Source organism: Thalassotalea castellviae (assembly GCF_031846185.1).
Classification (GTDB): domain Bacteria; phylum Pseudomonadota; class Gammaproteobacteria; order Enterobacterales; family Alteromonadaceae; genus Thalassotalea_H; species Thalassotalea_H castellviae.
On sequence record NZ_JAVRIF010000004.1, the window covers coordinates 282,109 to 302,696 of the forward strand.

At 37.2% G+C, this 20,588-nt stretch carries 16 protein-coding genes; 6 read left to right on the forward strand and 10 right to left on the reverse strand.

Annotation, left to right across the window (positions count from 1 at the left end):
• Window positions 1–489 precede the first annotated feature (489 nt).
• The 3 genes from RM573_RS09925 (at window position 490) to RM573_RS09935 (ending at window position 3,852) form a co-directional block, all read left to right on the forward strand.
• Window positions 490–1,836, forward strand: coding sequence for a sigma-54-dependent transcriptional regulator (locus RM573_RS09925; protein WP_311581081.1), 1,347 nt, complete (start codon window positions 490–492; stop codon window positions 1,834–1,836).
• A complete protein-coding gene (locus RM573_RS09930) occupies window positions 1,823–3,094 on the forward strand; it encodes a sensor histidine kinase (RefSeq protein ID WP_311581084.1) in 1,272 nt (423 codons plus the stop codon). Before RM573_RS09925 ends, RM573_RS09930 begins: the two co-directional genes overlap by 14 nt.
• Window positions 3,095–3,381: 287 nt before the next feature.
• Window positions 3,382–3,852 (forward strand): c-type cytochrome, encoded by a 471-nt coding sequence (locus RM573_RS09935; RefSeq protein WP_311581087.1) that lies wholly within the window; start codon window positions 3,382–3,384, stop codon window positions 3,850–3,852.
• A gap of 82 nt (window positions 3,853–3,934) precedes the next feature.
• On the opposite strand, the gene RM573_RS09940 is transcribed toward RM573_RS09935, so the two are convergent.
• The 3 genes from RM573_RS09940 to RM573_RS09950 form a co-directional block, all read right to left on the reverse strand.
• A complete protein-coding gene (locus tag RM573_RS09940; protein WP_311581090.1) occupies window positions 3,935–4,627 on the reverse strand; it encodes a cytochrome b/b6 domain-containing protein in 693 nt (230 codons plus the stop codon).
• Window positions 4,628–4,745: 118 nt separating this feature from the next.
• Window positions 4,746–5,168: a hypothetical protein gene (locus tag RM573_RS09945; RefSeq protein ID WP_311581093.1), complete on the reverse strand. Its 423-nt coding sequence runs from the start codon at window positions 5,166–5,168 to the stop codon at window positions 4,746–4,748.
• Window positions 5,169–5,366: 198 nt separating this feature from the next.
• Entirely contained in the window at window positions 5,367–7,253 is a 1,887-nt protein-coding gene (locus RM573_RS09950; RefSeq protein ID WP_311581097.1) for a M61 family metallopeptidase, read from the reverse strand.
• 192 nt (window positions 7,254–7,445) lie between these two features.
• Here RM573_RS09950 and RM573_RS09955 point away from each other — a divergent pair, with 192 nt between their 5' ends.
• Entirely contained in the window at window positions 7,446–8,204 is a 759-nt protein-coding gene (locus RM573_RS09955) for a helix-turn-helix domain-containing protein (protein WP_311581100.1), read from the forward strand.
• 43 nt (window positions 8,205–8,247) lie between these two features.
• Window positions 8,248–8,694, forward strand: a complete 447-nt coding sequence (locus RM573_RS09960) for a nuclear transport factor 2 family protein (protein ID WP_311581103.1) — start codon at window positions 8,248–8,250, stop codon at window positions 8,692–8,694.
• Between the two features lie 16 nt (window positions 8,695–8,710).
• On the opposite strand, the gene RM573_RS09965 is transcribed toward RM573_RS09960, so the two are convergent.
• The 4 genes from RM573_RS09965 to RM573_RS09980 form a co-directional block, all read right to left on the reverse strand.
• Window positions 8,711–8,926, reverse strand: a complete 216-nt coding sequence (locus tag RM573_RS09965; RefSeq protein WP_311581106.1) for a cysteine-rich CWC family protein — start codon at window positions 8,924–8,926, stop codon at window positions 8,711–8,713.
• A gap of 1 nt (window position 8,927) precedes the next feature.
• Window positions 8,928–9,929, reverse strand: a complete 1,002-nt coding sequence (locus tag RM573_RS09970) for a LacI family DNA-binding transcriptional regulator (RefSeq protein ID WP_311581109.1) — start codon at window positions 9,927–9,929, stop codon at window positions 8,928–8,930.
• Window positions 9,930–10,037: 108 nt separating this feature from the next.
• Window positions 10,038–11,567 (reverse strand): MFS transporter, encoded by a 1,530-nt coding sequence (locus tag RM573_RS09975; protein ID WP_311581112.1) that lies wholly within the window; start codon window positions 11,565–11,567, stop codon window positions 10,038–10,040.
• Window positions 11,568–11,619: 52 nt separating this feature from the next.
• On the reverse strand, window positions 11,620–12,951 hold the full coding sequence (locus RM573_RS09980) for a GH1 family beta-glucosidase (protein WP_311581115.1): 1,332 nt from the start codon (window positions 12,949–12,951) through the stop codon (window positions 11,620–11,622).
• 354 nt (window positions 12,952–13,305) lie between these two features.
• Here RM573_RS09980 and RM573_RS09985 point away from each other — a divergent pair, with 354 nt between their 5' ends.
• The gene (locus tag RM573_RS09985; protein ID WP_311581119.1) at window positions 13,306–14,553 is read left to right on the forward strand and encodes a sugar MFS transporter; all 1,248 of its coding nucleotides are present in this window, start codon (window positions 13,306–13,308) and stop codon (window positions 14,551–14,553) included.
• Between the two features lie 31 nt (window positions 14,554–14,584).
• On the opposite strand, the gene RM573_RS09990 is transcribed toward RM573_RS09985, so the two are convergent.
• From RM573_RS09990 to RM573_RS10000, 3 genes are all read right to left on the reverse strand, one after another.
• The gene (locus tag RM573_RS09990; RefSeq protein ID WP_311581122.1) at window positions 14,585–15,958 is read right to left on the reverse strand and encodes a winged helix-turn-helix domain-containing protein; all 1,374 of its coding nucleotides are present in this window, start codon (window positions 15,956–15,958) and stop codon (window positions 14,585–14,587) included.
• A 77-nt stretch (window positions 15,959–16,035) separates the two neighbouring features.
• Complete coding sequence (locus tag RM573_RS09995; RefSeq protein ID WP_311581125.1) at window positions 16,036–17,148, reverse strand: NAD-dependent epimerase/dehydratase family protein; 1,113 nt, start codon at window positions 17,146–17,148, stop codon at window positions 16,036–16,038.
• A gap of 267 nt (window positions 17,149–17,415) precedes the next feature.
• The gene (locus RM573_RS10000; RefSeq protein ID WP_311581128.1) at window positions 17,416–20,436 is read right to left on the reverse strand and encodes a TonB-dependent receptor; all 3,021 of its coding nucleotides are present in this window, start codon (window positions 20,434–20,436) and stop codon (window positions 17,416–17,418) included.
• Window positions 20,437–20,588: the final 152 nt, after the last annotated feature.

The window sequence follows — 20,588 nt, forward strand, 5'->3', positions numbered from 1 at the left end:
TTCATCGATCATTTAGTGTTTGTTTTAATGAACAGTAACACACTAAAATATTGAACGCCTAATAAAATTTACCCTTTTATGGCATTATTTAATTAACAACGAAATACCTTGTTTATATTTTCCTTTATAAATTAATAAGCTAGTCAACGTAAAATAAAACAAACAGTTATTAAATTTATTAATGTTTATATATTTATAGGGAACTGTATGTACTGATATTAGTTTCTAAACATTCATGCCATTTTTAATAAATGTAGTTGAATGAGAGCAAGGAACTGGAAGTAAAATGACTTAAATAAAGAGACATTAAAGCCACAGATCAAGAAAAATCCTCTCAGTTGACGGCAAGTTTTTTTGACATTGCACATTCATAGAAGTTGTTTTGCTTATTAATAACGGGGTTATTGATGTTTCATTACGGATCACCTAGTGTACAAGTTGTGATTTTTTAGTTAATCGTGTTGTAAAATCCGAAGGTATTTTAGCTTTATGACCCATATTTTAGTTGTCGATGATCGTGCAGATATTCGGATGAGCTTATCCATTTTACTTGAAGCACATCAGTATCAAATTATTGAAGCCGAAAATCCTCAAGTTGCGCAACAGAAACTACAAAAAACAACTATTGCTTTAATTATCTTAGATATGAATTTCCGTTTGGATTCTACTTCGGGAGAAGAAGGCTTACGATTTTTAGCTTGGCTCAAAAATAACCAGATCTCTGTTCCTGTTATTGCCATGACCTCATGGAATAATCTCAAACTAGTTACAGAGGCAATGAAGCTAGGTGCAACCGACTTTATTGACAAACCCTGGCGCAATAAGCAACTAATACATAAGGTAGAACAGCAGCTTACTTTAGCTAGTTTACAAACAGAAAATAACAAAATTAAACAACAATCAAACGCACACATCACCGAGCATTATTCATGGCGTTCAGCTTGTATGTTGCAATTATTTGACAAGATAAAAACCATTGCAGCTACTGACACTAATATTTTATTAACTGGTGCCCATGGCACAGGTAAAAATACATTAGCCCGATTCATCCATCAACAAACTTCACAAACATATCAGCCTTTTGTGTCAGTAAATATGCAGTCTATTACTGATCCTCGTTTTGAGGTTGAAATGTTTGGACAGTTTAACGCTAGCTGTAATGATACAAACACAGACCAATTTGGCTATTTAGCTTTAGCTGATAAAGGAACCTTATTATTCCAAAACATCGACAGAGCCTCTAATAATCAACAAACTAAATTGTTGCAGGTATTAACAAACGGTACCTTTAAAAAGCTAAATTCTAGCAATACCGAACGTTTAAATTGCCGAATAATAAGTAGCACTAGCGTTGATTTAAAACAACTCATTAAAAATAACCAATTTAATCAAGAGCTTTATAAGCGATTAAATACAACCCATCTCACCGTACCTGCCCTTCATGAAAGAATTCAGGATATTATTCCTTTGACGCAATATTTTATTGCAATGTACAGTCAAAAGTATCAACGAGATTATTGTCAATTAACCCAAGGCGCTCAACAGGCGTTACAAGAATATCATTGGCCTGGTAATATTCGAGAATTGAGCCAACTTGTAGAAAGAGCGGTACTTTTAAATAGCAACCAAGCGCTTGATTGCGAAGATTTAAGATTAAGCGCAAGTAATCCTAAAATTGAGCTGCCAATAATGACGTTACGAGATGCAGAAATCACGTTAATTCAAAAAGCACTTTTACAAACTGACAACAATATCCCGCAAGCAGCAAAATTGTTAGGGTTAACTAAATCTTCAATGTACCGCAGAGTTGAGAAATACGATCTTGCTAAAAATTAATTCGTTAGAAAAATTCTTATCGATAAAGCTCCTTATCCTGGCATCTCCCAGTTTAATTTTACTCGCTTTATATCAATGGCAAGCAGGTATTCACTGGCAATGGATAATTGTGTCACTTTTTGCCCTTTCACTCTTTATATTTTGGTCAATTGCAGTTATTAAATTTCGCGTGATGCGCGCTTTTACCCGAGCAGAATTGCATATAGATGCGATAAAGCAAGAAGATTATAATCAATTCGCCAAACCTTCTTTTTCACAAGGCAAAGTCAAAGCTTTCCACCAACAATTGAATCAATTAAGCGATCATTTACTCAAAAACAAATTAAACTATGACCAACAAGTTTTACGTGTTTATCAACTAATTAATCAGCTTGATATTCCCATTTTACTTTTTAATCAAACGCAAAAACTCAGCTTTGCCAACGACGCCAGTACTTCTTTATTTGAAAAACCATGGCACAGTTACTTACATGCTTCAGCAGAGCAATTAGGGCTGAGCTTTGATGGTACGAATTGGCATTACCGTCTTGGCATTCATCGTTGGCAGATAAAACACAGCCAAATTCAAGAACAAGACCAAGTACATCAATTATTACTGTTTATAGATATCAAGACCCCGCAACGAGAAGGACAATTAATTGCTTGGCAAAAAATTATTCCTGTATTAAGTCAAGAAATCAAAAATTCATTATCGCCGATATCATCGATGTCAGAAACTTTAGCGGATCAATCTTTACTTAACAGTGATAGACAAATGTTGCAAACCATCACAGAAAGGTGCCAACATTTGCACAATTTCATAGACAGATATTCTTTACTTAATGAAGATATAGAGATTAACAGACAAAATATTTCTATTGCTGAGCTTGCTGATTCGCTTAAAAATACCTTTCACGCATTAACTTTGACGTTCGATATTGCGGTTAAAACTATCTGGGTTGATCTCGCTTTATTCGAGCAAGTGTTTATCGATTTACTCGAAAATGCTCAAGAAGCTGAAGCTAAAAATGTCCAAATTATTATGTCGAATCACGAACAACATTTACTTATTGAATTGATTGATGATGGACACGGATTTGACCATTTAGGTAATTTATTTATCCCTTATTACTCTACAAAATTTGACGGTCAAGGCATAGGTTTAAACTTTTGTAAAAATGTAATTGAGCATCATCAAGGTGTCATTGAACTTCATAATAATGAAGTAAAAGGGGTAACGATTATGATCATTATACCGCTGACTTCTGCTGACAATTAACTAAAAAATCACCAGTTCGAAAATGGGATATTTTGGTTCGATATTGAAACCAATAAACAATCAAAAATCATAAGCTGTTGTTTTAAAGTAACTTACCACAACAAAAGCAAAGCTATTATTTTTAGTGTTTTAATCGAATTTATCGATAAAAGCGTAAGTATTGTTGCCTTTTATAAAGAGAAAATGCGATGATTAACCTATTATATAATGCCAATTACATTTAATTTTCAATTTACTTTAATTATTGTAAAGCTATTACTAACTAGGATTATACTTAAGGAAAAACCATGAATTTGATAAAGAAAACATCGCTCGCTTGTGCTTTAATTTTATCGACGACAATTGCAACCGCAGAACCAGCAAAATCAGAAAAACATGCTAAGAAAGCCACCGAATTACGCCAGTCAATCTTCGCATTGATGGGGAGTAATATGGGACCACTAGGTGGCATGGCAAAAGGTAAAATGCCGTTTGATGTCAAAGCGATTGAAAAACACGCCTTAAGAATTAATCAACTTTCTTTCATGATTGCTGATTACACTAGTACCGACACTTCAAAGTATGAAGTAAAAACAGAGGCATTAAATAAAGTGTGGCAAGAAAGAGATTTATTTGTTGAAAAGATTGCAGACTTGAATAAATCGTCGGCACATTTAATGGCGGTAGTAAAAACAGGCGACGAAGGCGCAATTAAAAAAGCCATTGGTGGCGTAGGTAAAACATGTGGCGGTTGTCACGATGTATTTAAAAAAGATTAGTTAACCGTAAATCGCTGAGGCATTTTTCGCCTCGGCGATATCAATTAACAATAAGTACACTAAGCTTAATCAAACTGACGAATCAATAATAATACTCTTCAATGACTGGTGCATTAATAACAACTAACCAGTAAACAAACAAAACAACACCTAGCGCTACGATGATAGCTTTCATTAATTTTGAATGCTTAATGCCATATTTGTTATCGCCATTATCAAGTAATTTTTTTCCGGTAAACATAGGTTTTATCAAATTTTGTTTTTTGATGATTAAATAGTAAAAAACCGCAAAAATATGAATCACAGACAATGTCGCTATTATATTAAATCCATTGATGTGAACCATTTTAAGTAACTTTTCAAATTCTGCACTTAACACACCATTGTATGGGCCCGCAGAAAATATATCATCGCTTATAAATAATCCGCTTGTAGCTTGTAGTAGCACTGCTATTAAGATAAAAATTACCATAAGGCTACCCAAAGGGTTGTGACCAATATAGCTTTTAACTTTGCCAGCTCTTAGTTGTTGAAAATAAATTTTTAGCTGATGAGGCCGTGGAATAAAATTAACAAATTTAGCGTGAGTAGTGCCAACAAAGCCCCACAATATTCTAAAAAGGGTTAAACCTAACGCGGTGTAGCCAAGTTTAATATGAAGCTCAATCAAACCATTATCTTGATCTGATGTGTACCAAAGTGCGAGAAGCACGCCTACAAAACACCAGTGAAAAATTCTGACGGGTAAATCCCATACAAGTTGTTGTTTAGCCATTATCACCATCCAAAAAGTTACCCACAAACTTTATGCTTTAATAAAGGGATTTTATAGCGGTTTTCGATAAGTGGTTAATTTTTCACGCTATAACTATTAATATTAATTGAAAATGCAATTAACTAAATAAATGCTTGCACCATGACAATAAACCTGTCGCGGGTTTGATACTATTATCATAACTCTGTTCTAACACTTTTAACCGCAATGAAAAAGTGCCACCATGATCCCAAGGCCACCATAATGCAACGATGGCAGGGCAAGATTCTTGTGCGGGTAAAGCAAGAATTTTTTGATTTTTACTCAGTTTAGCTAAGTTACCTAATTGCGTTTTTAATTCTTTAGGCATTTTTTTAACGGTTTTGCTGTGCCATTCATCCGTTAATGTATTTCTTAATTTAGCTAAAACAACATCGGATTTATTTTGCGCGAATTCACTGAGCATCATCGCTAACTTTTCTTCGTATTGCCAAGGGATATTATCCCCGAGTGAATGTCTGAGTTCAGCGGTTAAATGTGCTATTTGTTCAGGTGAGTACAAGGTTAATACCTTAATTATTATTTCGATGATATGAGTTAGTTTAGTTGGCTTGAGCTACACAGTTACCCTCTTATTATGTAACTCAGCCAATTCAATACTATGATCTACCGTGCTTTGATTTGCAAAACTATACTAGGGCATATTGATCTTTGCTGTTTGTGTTTTGTTGAAAGATCAACACGCCCTAGTTTCTCTCAACTAGTTTTTTACCCGTTCTAAAGGTTGCACCGAAGCTTGTTCTTCTTCTTGAACTTCTTCAACAGTATCTTCACCTAACCAATCAACTAAGAAGCTTTGGTGAGTATCAAGTAGTAATTCAACATCTAATTTAGTGACTTTTAAACTTGGATCGCTGATAAACGCGATTTGTTTTTTAACGGTTTCGCCCCGTTGAATGTATTCTATAGTCGTTACATCGCCTGGTGAAAACTGTGCTAACGCTTTATCCCATAACTCACTATTACGAATAGTTCTTCGGCCTAATTTAACAATTTGATCGCCACGCTCAACCCCTGCTCGGTATAGCGGGCTACCAACGAGTATTGTATTATTAACTATTGCATCTTCACCACGGAAATTGAAATTCACTTTACCGAGAAATGCACTTTCATCGTCTTTTTGCTCCAGCTTTAAACCAACAGGCGCTAACAAAGCGGTAAAATCAGGTTTGGTTTGACCATAAATATGCTCGGCAAAGAACTTATCCGCAAATAGTGGGTCACCGGTAATTTTGACTAGTGTAGCAAGTGCATCCTCACGAGAATAAGGAGTTTCTGTTTTGCCAAAATCAAGCCACAGTTGACGCATGTAATCATCTAGTGATTTGCCCGGAAACTGTGCACGTAAAGCTAAATCTAACGCTAAACCCATTGCACGACCATAGGAATAATAGCTAAAAAAGATATTATGATAATTGGTTCTATCTTTTGACACGCCAGCATCGGTAAATGTTGCTAACTGACTTGCGCCTTCAGGGGTAAAATATAATCGACCACGCATGTTGTATGCTTGGTTAATAATGCTTGCGACTTTATCTAGGTACTTATCTTCGTCCCATTCCTGCGTTCTTTTTAAAATAAGATCGCCATAATAAGTAGTAAACCCTTCCGCCAACCATAAGCTTGGCGTCATATTCGCATCAATGTATTTAAATGGCTCTAACTCTTTAGGACGAATACGTTCGACATTCCACGCGTGAAAAAACTCATGAGATAAAGTGCCTAGCTGACTATATTCGGCTTCATCTAACGAGGTTGAATTAGTTAAAATGGTGGAGTTACGATGTTCCATACCATCGCCACTAACATGTGGAAGATAACATGCAATAAAGGTATATTCGCCATAATCAAACGTCGGTAATTCACCAAACACTTTAATTTGCTCTTCAACTACCGCTTTGGCTTTTTCAGTGTATTTATCTAGATCCTCATCAATTCCGTCGTGGTGAACAGCTAACTTAATGGTTTGCGTTTTGCCGCCAGAATTGACTTGCCAACTGCGTACTTGATGATCGCTTAATTCTGTTGGGCTATCTAAAAAATATTGTAAATTTGGCGCTGTAAATGAATATTTTCCTTGGCCTTTTACTAATTGTGTCGCTACTTTCCAACGTGGATCGAAAGGTCGAAACTCTACGTTTATTTCTCGATCTTCGTGGTTTGTCGCCCACACAAAAGTCGCTGGCATATTTAGATGGGCATGCGTGCGATCAATTTGATTATAAGTACCATCAGCCCTATCACCAAATAAGGTATAACTAAACGTGACTTCACCATCATGGCCCGCAATGTGCCATTGATATGGATTAGGTCGAGTAATCTCTAACGGCTGCCCTACACTATTCACCGCCCTAACTTTGTAGACATTTTTAATAAATTCATGCATCGCATATCGACCAGGGGACGAACGGCTCATTTGCACTTCTAGCACTTGCTTTTCAATACCGGTAAATGTTGCAGAAATCTCTGCTTCATGATGCACAGCATTATCAAACGACACTTGATATATCGTTTCCCCATCGGCGAATACCCAATGGCTTGCCAATGCTAATGACCAAGTTAAACAACGGGCGATTTGCTTCCTCATTTTTTATCCTATGAGCTATCTTTTTTTAGAATTTGTTAAAGTGTAATTACTATTGTCTATTGAATACAATCACTTTTTAAACTTTATTATGTGAACAAATAGTAGTTTTTATCCCCAAAACTTGAATTTTTGCCTGTTATGGCAAAAACTTAACGTCAGTATTAAGAGAGTTTTATAACGACTGTAGATGAAATGACAATTGACTCAAACCTAGAAACTTTACCTCCTATTTCGGTACTCCATCGTGAAATACCAGCACTTGCAGGTATCAATAAATATCAACATCATCAAACGCAATGTATCTATGTGCATTCAGGTGTACTTGCCATTATTACTGAGCATGGTCGATATTTTATTCCGCCTCAGCAAGCGATTATTATTCCTGACGAACTGATACATGAATTGCTTGCTAAAACCGAAGTAAAACTGAGTATTTTTTATTTTATCGCTGAAGAATCAACGCACTTACCAACTCATCCACAAGTTATAACTGTTGATCCTTTATTAACAGCGTTAATGAATGAAAGCTTGCAAATTTCAAACGATTATTTGTGGGAATCTAGTGATGGCCGTTTATTACGCCTTATACGTGATAAGTTATCTCAAGCAAAGGTATTAGATACGTTTTTGCCTTATCCAAAAGATTCTCGATTAACGAATATCACTGAGCGTTTATTAAAACATCCATCCCTTAAAAGTGATTTAAATTTTTGGGGCAAATTCGTCAATGCTTCACCACGAACCTTAAGTCGTGTTTTTAAAAAAGAGACCAATATTACTTATAGTGAATGGCGACAAAGATTAAACATTCAAATTACAATCAAACATTTGTCCCTTGGTGATAGTATTAATAGCATTGCTGAGCTTTTAGGATACGAATCAAGTTCCGCATTTATTTATATGTTTAGAAAGCAGATGGGCGTTTCTCCCAGCCAATTTTTAAAAAATTAACGCTGCTCTGTTATCTCCAACCACTTTACGAAAGGCATGAAAAATGAAAACCATCAACTTAGCATTAATATCACTCTGTTTATTTTTAAGTTTTAGCAGTATTGCTCAGACCCAATATACTGGGGATAAAGCCCAAGCTGCAGCGGTGGAGAAAGCGGTAAATTATTACCTTGAAGGGAGCTTGTTGGGTGATCCTAACGTAGTTGCTAAAGCATTTCATCCAGATGCTAGGGTTCAAGGGATTAGAAACGGAAAGCATGCGGTTTATGACATGAAAACTTTTCTTGGCTTTTTTAGTACCGAAAAACCAGGAACACACACTACACATATTATTTCAGTAGATATTGAGGAAAATGCTGCATCAGTTCGCGCTGAATGGGATATGGGCACTTGGAAATATGTCGATTATCTTTCTTTATTAAAAAATAATGGTGAATGGAAAATCGTAAATAAAATATACACAGTCGTAAAAAAAGCAGCAAAACCTTAATTATTACAACAAAGCGTTATTTAACTTCTTTTATATTAGCGGTTGCCAGATTAAATTTTTCGATACAAGCTTTGCATATACATGATTTATTAACATATTCATCACTGACTTGTTCAATCAGTTCCGCTGGCACTTTTTCTTTTGTACACCAACAAGGCTCAGCTGCATTCACGCCACATTGGTTGTTTGCCTGGCATAACGGGCAAACTGTATTATCAACCTGTTCAGTCATATTAAGAGAATTCAGCCACAGAATCACGCATGATCAAACTTGGTTCAAACAGCTGTTGTATATCATGCTGTTCTTGTTGATAAACATCCTTAAGTACTAATTTAGCCGCCATCGAACCCATTTTATTCACAGGGTTATCTACAGTTGTTAGTTTAGGATATAAATGTGGTGCAAAGACGACATTATCAAAACCGATCACGGATAAATCTTTCGGCATGTGTAAGTTATGCTCTCGTGCATAAGTCATGGCACCTGAGGCCATTTCATCATTAGCACACACAAGTGCTGAAAACGCAGCTTTTCCTTGTAAAAAATACCGTAAACCTTCAATACCGCCTTGCTCTTTAAATTCAGCTTCAAAGATTAACTTCTCGTTAATGGCTATATTGTTTTCAGACAAAGCACGCTTATGCCCCTGTAAACGTGCAATTGCATCGGCTTTATATTGAGGACCTGCTAGATACGCGATATTACGATGTCCTTTCTCTATCAATGATTGTGTAGCAATAAAGCCACCGAGTTCATTATCTAAGCTAATACAATTGTCTGGAAGTTCGCCTACATGACGACTAATGAGATAAATAGGTGTTTTGCCTTTGCTCAATTCCACTAAATATTCATCTGAAACCGCCTCAACATGTAAAATAATCGCATCGCAATTTCGGCTGATCAAAAATTCAATACCGTCTTTTTCTTTATCTTCTTCACTATGGCCTGTCGTTATAATCACGTGCTTTCCTGCGGCGCGTAATTCAGTTTCTACACCACTCATCATCTGCCCAAAAAAGGGACCATGAATTTCAGACACTAACAAGCCAATACAATTACTACGATTAGACGCTAAGGACTGAGCAATTGAGTTTGGACGATAATCTAGCTCTTTCATTGCACAAAGCACACGATCACGCGTTTTCTCGCTGACCCGTGTATTACCATTCATCACTCGAGAAACTGTCGCCAGTGATACTTTGGCTAATTCAGAAACTTCATAAATAGTTGCCATATTTTCCCTATCGAAAAATTTGCCTTAACGGTACTTAAATAAAAGACTCACAATATATAGTGTTAATTGCGAACAGTAAAAATTAAATACCGTATTTTACATGATTTATCATGCAGTAGCTGCTCTTCTTTCAACCAGCTCATCACTGACTTGTTGATTTAATTGCGTGGTTAACGGATAAAATAACATTAACGCAGCGCCAGCAAAGGCAAAAGCAGCAGGAATCCAACTCATTAATAATTGCATGCCAGGTAATGACGCTTCTACGGTGGTTGGGTCCATGCCGTTATATCCGTACCCTGCTAGCACGACAAGTACCAAAGCACCGGCAAAACCACCTCCGGTTTTTTGCACGAATGTACCTGCTGAATAAACTAAACCTGTTGCACGTCGGCCATTTTTCCATTCAGAATAGTCTGCTGAATCACCTAGCATGGTAAAAAATAAAGTAGGCATCATAGCCGCAAAAAACTCTGCCGCGCAGCCAAGGGTAAAAATGAACACCACATCGCCTTTTGGTGCCCAATAAAGTGCTCCGGTGAGTAATCCGCTTAACATTAATGCCACAATAAATAACTTAATTTTACCTAACTTTTTGGCTAAAAAACTTGTACACAAAGCGCCTGCGATTGAAACAATTAATAACGCGACAAAATATTTTCCAGCCATTAATTCATCGGCGACATGGTATTTAAAGTAGTACGCGATTACGCCATATTTAATACCGTTAAACATCATGGTTAAAAATCCCATTCCTAATAAGATCAACCAAGGTTTATTCGTCAGTAAATCCACCATATCACGCTGAGTACCTGTCATATTTTCTGTCGATTGACTGGTTAAACGTTTGATCACAATATACATACCTGTCATTACAACAAAGAAAAATATCCCGCTATAAAGTTCACGATAATAAAAGAACAGTGTCATCGCTAATAATGGTAAGACGATAAAGGGTAAGTTTTTAGATAAATCGATTAGTTCTGTTTTTAGGCAAGAGGTCGTGTCGATAGTCGGTGTGATGCGCTCTTTCGTTGAAGCAAAAGTGATCACCATTAAACCAATCAATAACCCGGCAAATAAATACATGGTGTATTGATAGCCAACTGCGTCATCTCCCGCACCAAAGTAGGCAACTAATTCAGGTAAAAAGCCCATCACTAATAAACCACCAGCAAAAGCGCCAGCAAACCTAAACCCTGACAAACTAGTACGTTCAGTATCACTAGGCGTCATCACTCCCATCAAAGCTGAATAGGGAACATTATTGATGGTATATGTAAGAGTTAAACCAATATAAGTCACATAGGCATAGATTAACTTACCGTTTTCAGAAAGGTCGGGCGTGGTAAAACATAACACCATAAACAAACCGAGGAATGGTGCTGACCAAATAATCCACGGGCGAAACTTCCCCCATTTAGTATCTGTTCTATCAGCTATCATGCCCATAATTATGTCGGTAACACCATCAGAAAGTCTTACGACTAAAAACAGCATAGCAGCGGCGGCAGCCGTTAAGCCGAAAGTGTCGGTATAAAACACGGCTAAATAAGCTAATGCACCTCGCCATACTAAGTTTGCTGCCGCGTCCCCCGTTGCGTAACCAACTTTTTCAACCACCGAAAGCTTATGCATTGTTTATCCTTTTTTATAATTATTTAATTTAGAATTTCATTCTATTTTACAATCAACTACGCTCACTCAGTAACTTTTTATACGCTAAGCCGCTGGCTTTAACTGTACGTACTTGTGTTTGATAATCAACATAAACGATACCAAAACGTTTTAAGTAACCTTCGGCCCATTCAAAGTTATCCATTAAGCTCCACGCAAAATACCCTTGGACATTAACACCTAGACTGATCGCATCATTCACTGCATTTAAATGTTTATTATAATAGTCAATTCTACGCACATCATTGACTACTCCTGACTCAATTTCATCATCAATGGATGCACCATTTTCAGTGATATAGACAGGCGGTAAGTTATATCGAGTATTAAGATCAACTAATAACTCAGTAAAAGCCTTTGGATAAACTTCCCAACCAATATCAGTTCGCTCAACCCCTTCAACAATAATCTCTTCAAACATATCTGTTGGGTGAGCTTGATATCGCGCACGGGTATAAAAGTTGATACCTAAAAAATCCATCGGCTGGGAAATAATTGCCATATCATTGTCATGAATTTCTGGACGATTTTCAGCAGGTAATTCGTTGATTAATTCTGGGTATTCACCATCAAAAATGGGCTTTGAATACCAGTAATTAAAATATTCGTTGGCTTTTCTAGTCGCTTCTTGGTCGGCAGGAGAATCTGACATAGCGTAACCAGGCGTAAAATTGAGAACAATACCGTTTAACGTATTGGGGCTAAATTCGTTGAGTACTTGCATAGCTAAACCATGTGCTAGCAATAAATGATGAGCCGCTTTTTTGCCATATTCTTTACCCACTAACCCAGGGGCATGAATGCCCGCTTCATAACCTAAATAAGCGCTGCAGAAAGGTTCATTGAGGGTGGCATACGCATGTACTCTTTCGCCAAGCGCTTGTACTACATGTTTGGTATATTCTTGGAATTTATATGCTGTTTCTCGATTTAACCAGCCGCCATTGTCTTCAAGGTATTGCGGAAGGTCCCAATGATATAAGGTGACAAATGGTTTTATTCCTTGAGCATTTAATTCATCAAGCAAATCGATGTAAAACTTCATACCTTCTTGATTAACGGTACCGTCTTGTTTAATAACACGTGGCCATGAAATGGATAAACGATAAGCATCTACACCAAATGAACTGATTAACGCTACGTCATCTTGCCAACGATTGAAATGATCGCAGGCAACGTCACCATTTGAACCATCTTCAATTTTTCCATCTGTCGCACAAAAGGTGTCCCAAATACAAGGTAACCGGTGTTCAACTCCACCTTCAATTTGAAATGACGCTGTTGCCACTCCGTATAAAAATGACGATGAGCGCATCGGTGAGTTTTTTGGTAGAGAAAAAGCCATATTATCTCAAGTTTCCTTTTCAACAGTTAAACAAGTTTCTTTACGTGTTTTGTATAAACATACGTATGTATTTTGTTGCACTTTTATTTTAACGTGGTATAAATGAAAGCGCTTACATTTTACAATATTAGATTGAATTAAATAAAAGATCAACAGCTAATTAATAATGAGATAGTCTATGTTCTAATCTCATTAGATATTGGGCTTTTGATTATTCGAGATTATTTTTACAGCAGTTTTTTGAGTATTTTACAAGGCCATGTCTTTATTACGTGGTTAGATCACATAAAAAGGCAATAACGCCAAAAAACACTAATTAAACCAACAAAAAAAGTAGATAAATTAGGAGAAATTATGGCGGCTGGTATCGCTGGGGTAGCGCAAGAAAACAACAATCAAAGTGAAGGTGGTAACTATACGTTTGCTTTAACTTCACTGACTTCTTTATTTTTCATGTGGGGGTTTATCACCTGCTTGAATGATATTTTAATTCCTCATTTAAAAGGTATATTTGACCTATCATACAGCCAAGCAATGTTAGTACAGTTCTGCTTTTTTGGCGCGTATTTTATTGTTTCTTTACCGGCCGGTACTTTAATCAAAAAAATCGGCTATCAAAAAGGCATAGTGCTCGGTTTAATTATCGCTGCTGTTGGGTGTATGACCTTCTACCCTGCGGCGTCAATGCAAAGTTATCCAGTTTTCTTATTTGCTTTATTTATTCTTGCCAGTGGTATCACCATTTTACAAGTTTCTGCAAATCCATATGTCAGTATTCTTGGTAAACCTGAAACTGCTTCATCTCGATTATCACTTACTCAAGCATTTAATTCATTAGGTACCACAATCGCACCATTTTTTGGTGCTTTGTTAATTCTAAATGAAGCAACGGAAGTAATGACAGCAGCACAAGAAGCTGAATCAGTACAAATGCCTTATTTATTTTTAGCCGGAATGTTACTCGTTTTGGCGGCAATCTTTGCTTATTTAAAATTACCAACAGTTAAAGAACATACCCCAGAGGTAACAGACATAACTGGCAGCGCATGGCAATACAACCATTTAGTGCTAGGTGCTGTTGGTATCTTTGTTTATGTGGGCGCAGAAGTCGCTATTGGTAGTTTATTGGTGAATTTCTTTGCTGAGCCAAATATTGCCGCGATGGAAGAATCAGTCGCAGCAAAATACATCGCTTATTACTGGGGTGGTGCTATGGTTGGTCGTTTTATTGGTGCTGCTGTCATGCAAAAAATACCCGCAGGAAAAGTACTTGCCTTTAATGCCGCCGCCGCAATTGTGTTACTTCTCATAACAATATTCGCTTCAGGTGCTCTTGCAATGTGGGCTGTATTAGCGATTGGCTTGTTTAACTCAATTATGTTCCCAACAATATTCACCCTAGCGATTAATGGTTTAAAACAACATACCAGTCAGGGTTCAGGTATTTTATGTTTGGCTATTGTTGGTGGTGCTATTGTTCCTTACATCCAAGGTCTTTTAGCAGATACAATTGGTTTACAATTATCATTTCTTTTACCAATCATCTGTTATGTATTTATCGTTCATTACGGCTTGAAAGGCTCCAAACCTAAAAACGTTTAAGATAATTTTTCTTATTTGAATTAAGCCCCTATCAAGGGGCTTTTTTATTTGTACTCCAAATATGATCACGAAGTACTTCAAGCTCTTCCTGAGTAAAGCTAACCATAAATACAGGGCTGACATGCATAGCAATAAGATATGTTTGAGCTTGCAAATTATCTGTCGCCAATACTTTATTGAATGCTTGTTCTTTCTTACCTGCTAATAATAAAAGTTCTACTTCTTGGTCGATCACGATTTCAGATAGCATGTCGAGTAATTGATTTGAAACATCAGCATAGCCAATTTCTTCAAGTCGACTTTCTAACATCAGCGCTTCATTTTCGCTAATCTTCCCAATAAATTGATAATAACTAAGCCAGTTGATGATCGCTTTCTTCGGTTGATTTTGTGCTTGAGCAAGCATGGCACGAAATAAGAAACTTGTTCTCCCTAAAAACTGTTCAGCTTCTTCAATTCTAGTGAGTGTTCGCTCAAAATTTCCGGCCATGAACTGGCTCCATGCTCTTTCCCATAAATAGGTCGCATGGTTCGGTTGTGCTTGATAAGCCTGCTCCGCGTATTGAATGGCTAACTTTGACTGGTTAAATATTGGCAATGAATAGGCGAGAAAAAAATTACATTTATGATCACAGGTTAATCCTTCCATAACCTGTTGGTGGTATTGCTTTACCCCCTCGTCATTTCGTAAATAGAAATAATCAAGCATCGCTTTAGATAATAATGTATCAGGGTGTTCAGGTGCTAATTCAATCGTTTTTTGGATGTACTCAGTCGCTTTAGCGATTATTTGCTGATCGCTAAGCCCTAAATGCCGACTCATTTTATATGCATATAATTGCGATAATGTATGATATGCCGCAACAAATTTCGGCGCTTCTTGTATTGAGTTTTCTAATAATTGAATCGCTTGAGGTAAAGATTCTTCATTTTTCTGAGCTAATAAGTGTATCGCTTGTCGGTAACTTATCGGGGGTTCTATTGATGGTTCAACGCTTAACTTCCAGTACAAAATGCTCGAAAGAAAAATCAACAATATACCAATAATTTTTAAACGGTAATATTCAGAATAACCCGAGGATACTATTGGTTTTACATCATTTTCATTCTTAACAATAACATTCAGCTGATAACCCACTTTCGATATTGTTTTTATATATTCTTGCGTGTCATCTAATTCAGTAATCGCTTTTCGAACTCGGCGAATAGCACTTGTTATTGCCGCATCTGACACATATCGATTTTGCCAAATATGAGAGATTAACGTTGCTTTACTTACAGGACTTTTTGTTTCAATAAGCAGTAGCAAAATATCACTCGTTTGTTTATCGAGTGATATTTTTTTGTCTTCAAGCTGTAGATAGTTTTCGTTGGTATGAAAAGCAATCTGATCAATGAAATACATGTTTGAAAATAAGGCTTGAGCTAAAGTTATTAGTCTTTAATCTTATACCTACGCTGTATAAAAGTGAACGTAAATTCTTACGCTTGATAATGTGTAAGCAATTGCTGTTCTCTTTGACGACTCAAGCCTGACTTTGACTCCCCAACACCGAATTCATAACGATTAGATTCATGCTGATAAAAGCCTGCAAGCACGTCTGAAAAAGTGTGTGATAATGGCCGAAATGTTAACCCTGCTTGAATTGCCTTTTCACTTGAAATGGTAAAGGTACCTTTGACAACTTGTCTTGCTGCCCACATCGGCATATCCACATAATGGCGAATATTGTTTTTATACAAATATTCATGAGAAAGCCATGACAACTCACTACGATTAGAGCTTAACGATTTTAAGCCATATAAATATGCGTCAAAACGTTCGGTAGTGAATGTATTGTACGTGCCGATATACCGCTTTTCGATGCAAGTTAAGATAAAAGCAGCGAGATCTTTTACATCAATATATTGGGTTGTATCGCCGCCGTCACCAGGAGCTGCTATTTCTCCGCCTCTTTGTAGGCGAACTGGCCAATATCTTTGGTTATCTGAAATATTATCTAAGGCAATTCCACAAATGGAATGTGGTCGAAGTACACACCCTTTAGATGAGTGGTTTACCAACTTATCAGCAATACGTTTGTTTAACCCATAATTTAAAGAATCATTATAATTTGTTGGGATATTATCTGTAGGCAGTTTTGCTTTTTCAGTAATACCTGATTGTGTACTTAACAACTGATCTGGGTAAACAGCCATACTCGACGTATATATATACTGCTTACATCTATTTTGTAGTAATGAAAGGGTATCTTTAACGCACAATGGGTTTTCTGCCCATGTATCAATAATTACATCCCATTTTCTCGAAGTCTTTAACGCCGTTAATCCTTTACCATTTGCTGGATATCTATCCCCTCTTAGCTTTTCTATATTTGGAAATAAATGTGGATTCGTTAAACCGCGATTAAATAAGGTGACTTCATAACCGGCTTCAATCAATTGTTCCACAATAACAGGGCCAATAAATTTTGTTCCGCCAAGAATTAGAATCTTACCTTTTTTGCTTAAATTTACCGTTTTTGTAAATACTGTTGGTGAAAGGCTTAATGTTGAAATTGCCCCTACCGATTTTATAAAATTACGTCGTTCCATTGCTGTTTCCTCAATTGTGACTTAGCAATAGAATGAATATAAATAGTAATAAAGACTTGTTATAAACCTGACAATTCGCTGACATTTTTCTGACAAAATGATAAATGCTATGTATTTACAGGCATTACAGCGAAGCAAAGCTCCTTATGTATTTTTTCATTCACAATAAATTCATCTAGTCACTAATGAGTTCAATCAAGTTTAAGACATAAAAAAACGCCGCAATCAATGCGGCGTTTTCGTTTCGCGATAACTTTCTAGGGGGAGTTAGAAAGTTACACGAGCACCCACGGTCCAACGAGCTTCATATATATTTTGGAAAGCTTTTTGCTTTTCAAATTCAATGTAAGTCTGTTGAATTTCTTCCGTAATGTTTGAACCGTTCACGTAAAAACTCACTGTTTCGTTGAAGTCATACGTGGCATTGAAATCAAGTTGTGAATAATCATCTTGATAAAGTGCTTGATTACCCGTGTTCCCATTACCTGCGGTCATTAAACGAGGACTACGAGAGTTCCATGCTAAACGAGCTGAGAAGGTATCATTTTCATACCATACCACTGCGTTGTAAGTATCTTCTGACATGCCACCAAATGGTAAATCATCACCATTTATATCTTTCGCTTCTTGTGAACTATCAGCATACGTATAGTTAACATCCATACCTACATTAGCTAAGACACTGTCTTCACCTAAGAAGTCACTAAAGGCAACTTTACCGCCGACTTCATAACCTGATACATCACCACCTACACCTTGAATATTTGCAGTGAAAGGATGAGGACCACGACGTACACCATCCGAATCAGGCTCATCAATGAATACTGTCGAAGACTCAGTGAAGCTTGCAATGTCAATGCCGTACGTTGAGATAAAGAACATTGACGCATCGCCAGCATACCACTCAGCAGATAATGAGTAGTTTTCTGAACGCCATGGGTCAAGCTCAGGATTACCATTTAACGTACCATTTTGCACACGCATACAGTTACAGTCGTTATTAAATACTGAGCCAACTACTTTACCAGCGCCCCATTGATCTAAGTTCAACGCTTGCATATTTTCAGAATATGCTGCACGTAATACCACGTCATCAGTTGCTTGATACGCTAAGTTCATTGATAACAATTCATCTGTATAACTACGTTCTGTAACGACATCACCAATATCTGGACCTAAACCTGAGTGAGGTAAGTTAGGACCAGCTAAGTTTTGTTTTACAAATAAATCAGTTTGAATCACTTTAAGGCCAACGTTACCGCTTAATGCTTCGTATTCAAAGTTAACTTGGGTGAAATAAGAAATTTCATCTAAGCCAACATCATAAGTAGCACCGCCATTTTCAGTACGTTGAACATTCCCGAAAGTATCTTTATGCCATTGTTTTGGATCGCGGAAGTTTTCTGGATCAATGACCCAAATACCAGGAATACCTGTTACACCACCAAAATCTGTCTGCCAAGAAACCGTAGTGTATTGATCAAGCGCTGTAGGCGCTAATAAAGTATAAGGCGTCCATACTTCGTTACCTTCTTCATCCGTTACATATTCACCTGTACCTGCTTGCCCTTCACAATCTGCACCGTATTGCTGATCAACCGCTTTCCATTGTGCGATATCACAACCATTACCAAAGGTAGAAGTATAAGTGAATTGGTCATGATCAACTTTACGTTGGCTATAACGAACACCAAAATCAACGCTTGTGATGAAGTCATTATCATCTAACGCATAATTCCACTTAGTGCTAAATGTTGATAACTCACCAACATCATCTGTGTTACCTTCAGATGAGAATGCGCCAATATGGTATGAATCAAGATCAGCCATGTAATCAGCAACAGACATCATGCCTTTACCACCCATGACTTGTTGGTCGAAACCACCAAATGCCGGATGTTCACCACTTGCATCATAGGTTAATTGGAAATTAGGATCTTCAATACCCGTTGAATATTGAGCGTTACAACCACCTTCAGAACCGATGATTTCTTCACCGTTTGTACAATATTGAGCTGGGTTAAAACCACCTGGGCCTGTTACACGAGAACCTTGATCAATACTGAGTAAATCACCTTCGCCATATGCATGACGCATTTTGGCAGTAGCACGAGCATGAGTTGCACGGACAGTACCTGTTAAGTTGCCGCCATTATCAAAGTCTAATTGTAAGTTGAAATTTTGTGATTTCTCTTCATTCACGTTTACCTGTGTGAAAGTTTGCATACGGTATGGGTTCATTTTGTATGCGTCAGCTGCTTTCCAAGGATTACCATTAGCATCTGTAAACGAATCACCCGTATAATTTGTTGCATACGCATATTCATTGTAAGTTTGCCAGCGGTTATTATGGTTAAAACCAGAACGATTGTTAAAACGATCTTGCTGTGTGTAGAAATAATCAGCGGTTAAAACAAAGCCTTCGCCTAAGTCAGCTTGAACAGAAAGTTGTAACGCATCACGCTCACGCTCTTCTGTTTTATTAAAGGCCGTAAAACCATGAGGTACGATTGTGTAAACATCACCACCTTCACTTGGCTCACCCCAATTATGGTTATTTTGAGTCCAACCAATACCGCCATTTTCAGACGTATCGTTATGACCATTATAATCGGTTGCTAACGTCGCTTCCTGAGTCACCGCAGAAATTAATACACCAATTTTGCCATTATTATATGACGCTAACCCATGTAAAGTAGGATCTGTTTCTTCAGTAATTGAGCCACGAGTCGCTTCAATACCACCAGCGAATGTCCAACCTTCATCCATATCAAACGGGCGACGTGTTTTAAGATCAATTGAACCGGCGATACCTTGAGCAACATTTCCTGCTGTCGCTGATTTATAGACATCAACACCACCAAATAATTGCGCTGGTAAATCACCTAAATCAGCAGCTGCAGTATCTATGGTAGTTGCTGATAAGAAAGTTTCACCATTCATGGTTGTGTCTACTTGAGGTAGACCACGAATTTGTACCGGTCCGCCTTCCCCAGCAACACGTTCAACTTGAACACCTGAGATACGTTGCAATGAATCAGTAATTGTTACATCTGGTAATTTACCAATATCTTCTGCCGCGATACCATCTACTTGCGAATCAGCAAAACGTTTACCGTTAATACTCGCTTTAGTAGAACCGCGAATACCTGTTACTTCAATAACTTCAATTTCTTGCTCTGCATTTTCTGCTGCATAAGCAACCGGAGCTTGAGCTAAACTCAATGCCCCCATACCTAACACTACCGATAAACTGGTAGCGATCTGAGATTTTTTAAATGTTTTCATTATGTTCTCCCTCGATACTTTTTTTTGCGTAAACTTACCGCTATTTTTATAATTTTTTCTTGTAAGCGCTTACAAAGCAATTGAAAATTTTTACCGTGTGTAAGGGAAAAAAGATCCGACACACTCTGTAAGCGCTTACATTAAGTTAGATT

Bases quoted from the DNA above. Each gene is read 5' to 3' on its own strand.
- RM573_RS10000 (WP_311581128.1), bottom strand. From the start codon at position 20,436: ATGAAAACATTTAAAAAATCTCAGATCGCTACCAGTTTATCGGTAGTG.
- RM573_RS09965 (WP_311581106.1), bottom strand. From the start codon at position 8,926: ATGACTGAACAGGTTGATAATACAGTTTGCCCGTTATGCCAGGCAAAC.
- RM573_RS09985 (WP_311581119.1), top strand. From the start codon at position 13,306: ATGGCGGCTGGTATCGCTGGGGTAGCGCAAGAAAACAACAATCAAAGT.
- RM573_RS09935 (WP_311581087.1), top strand. From the start codon at position 3,382: ATGAATTTGATAAAGAAAACATCGCTCGCTTGTGCTTTAATTTTATCG.
- RM573_RS09940 (WP_311581090.1), bottom strand. From the start codon at position 4,627: ATGGCTAAACAACAACTTGTATGGGATTTACCCGTCAGAATTTTTCAC.
- RM573_RS09975 (WP_311581112.1), bottom strand. From the start codon at position 11,567: ATGCATAAGCTTTCGGTGGTTGAAAAAGTTGGTTACGCAACGGGGGAC.
- RM573_RS09955 (WP_311581100.1), top strand. From the start codon at position 7,446: ATGACAATTGACTCAAACCTAGAAACTTTACCTCCTATTTCGGTACTC.
- RM573_RS09960 (WP_311581103.1), top strand. From the start codon at position 8,248: ATGAAAACCATCAACTTAGCATTAATATCACTCTGTTTATTTTTAAGT.
- RM573_RS09980 (WP_311581115.1), bottom strand. From the start codon at position 12,951: ATGGCTTTTTCTCTACCAAAAAACTCACCGATGCGCTCATCGTCATTT.
- RM573_RS09990 (WP_311581122.1), bottom strand. From the start codon at position 15,958: ATGTATTTCATTGATCAGATTGCTTTTCATACCAACGAAAACTATCTA.
- RM573_RS09970 (WP_311581109.1), bottom strand. From the start codon at position 9,929: ATGGCAACTATTTATGAAGTTTCTGAATTAGCCAAAGTATCACTGGCG.
- RM573_RS09995 (WP_311581125.1), bottom strand. From the start codon at position 17,148: ATGGAACGACGTAATTTTATAAAATCGGTAGGGGCAATTTCAACATTA.
- RM573_RS09950 (WP_311581097.1), bottom strand. From the start codon at position 7,253: ATGAGGAAGCAAATCGCCCGTTGTTTAACTTGGTCATTAGCATTGGCA.
- RM573_RS09925 (WP_311581081.1), top strand. From the start codon at position 490: ATGACCCATATTTTAGTTGTCGATGATCGTGCAGATATTCGGATGAGC.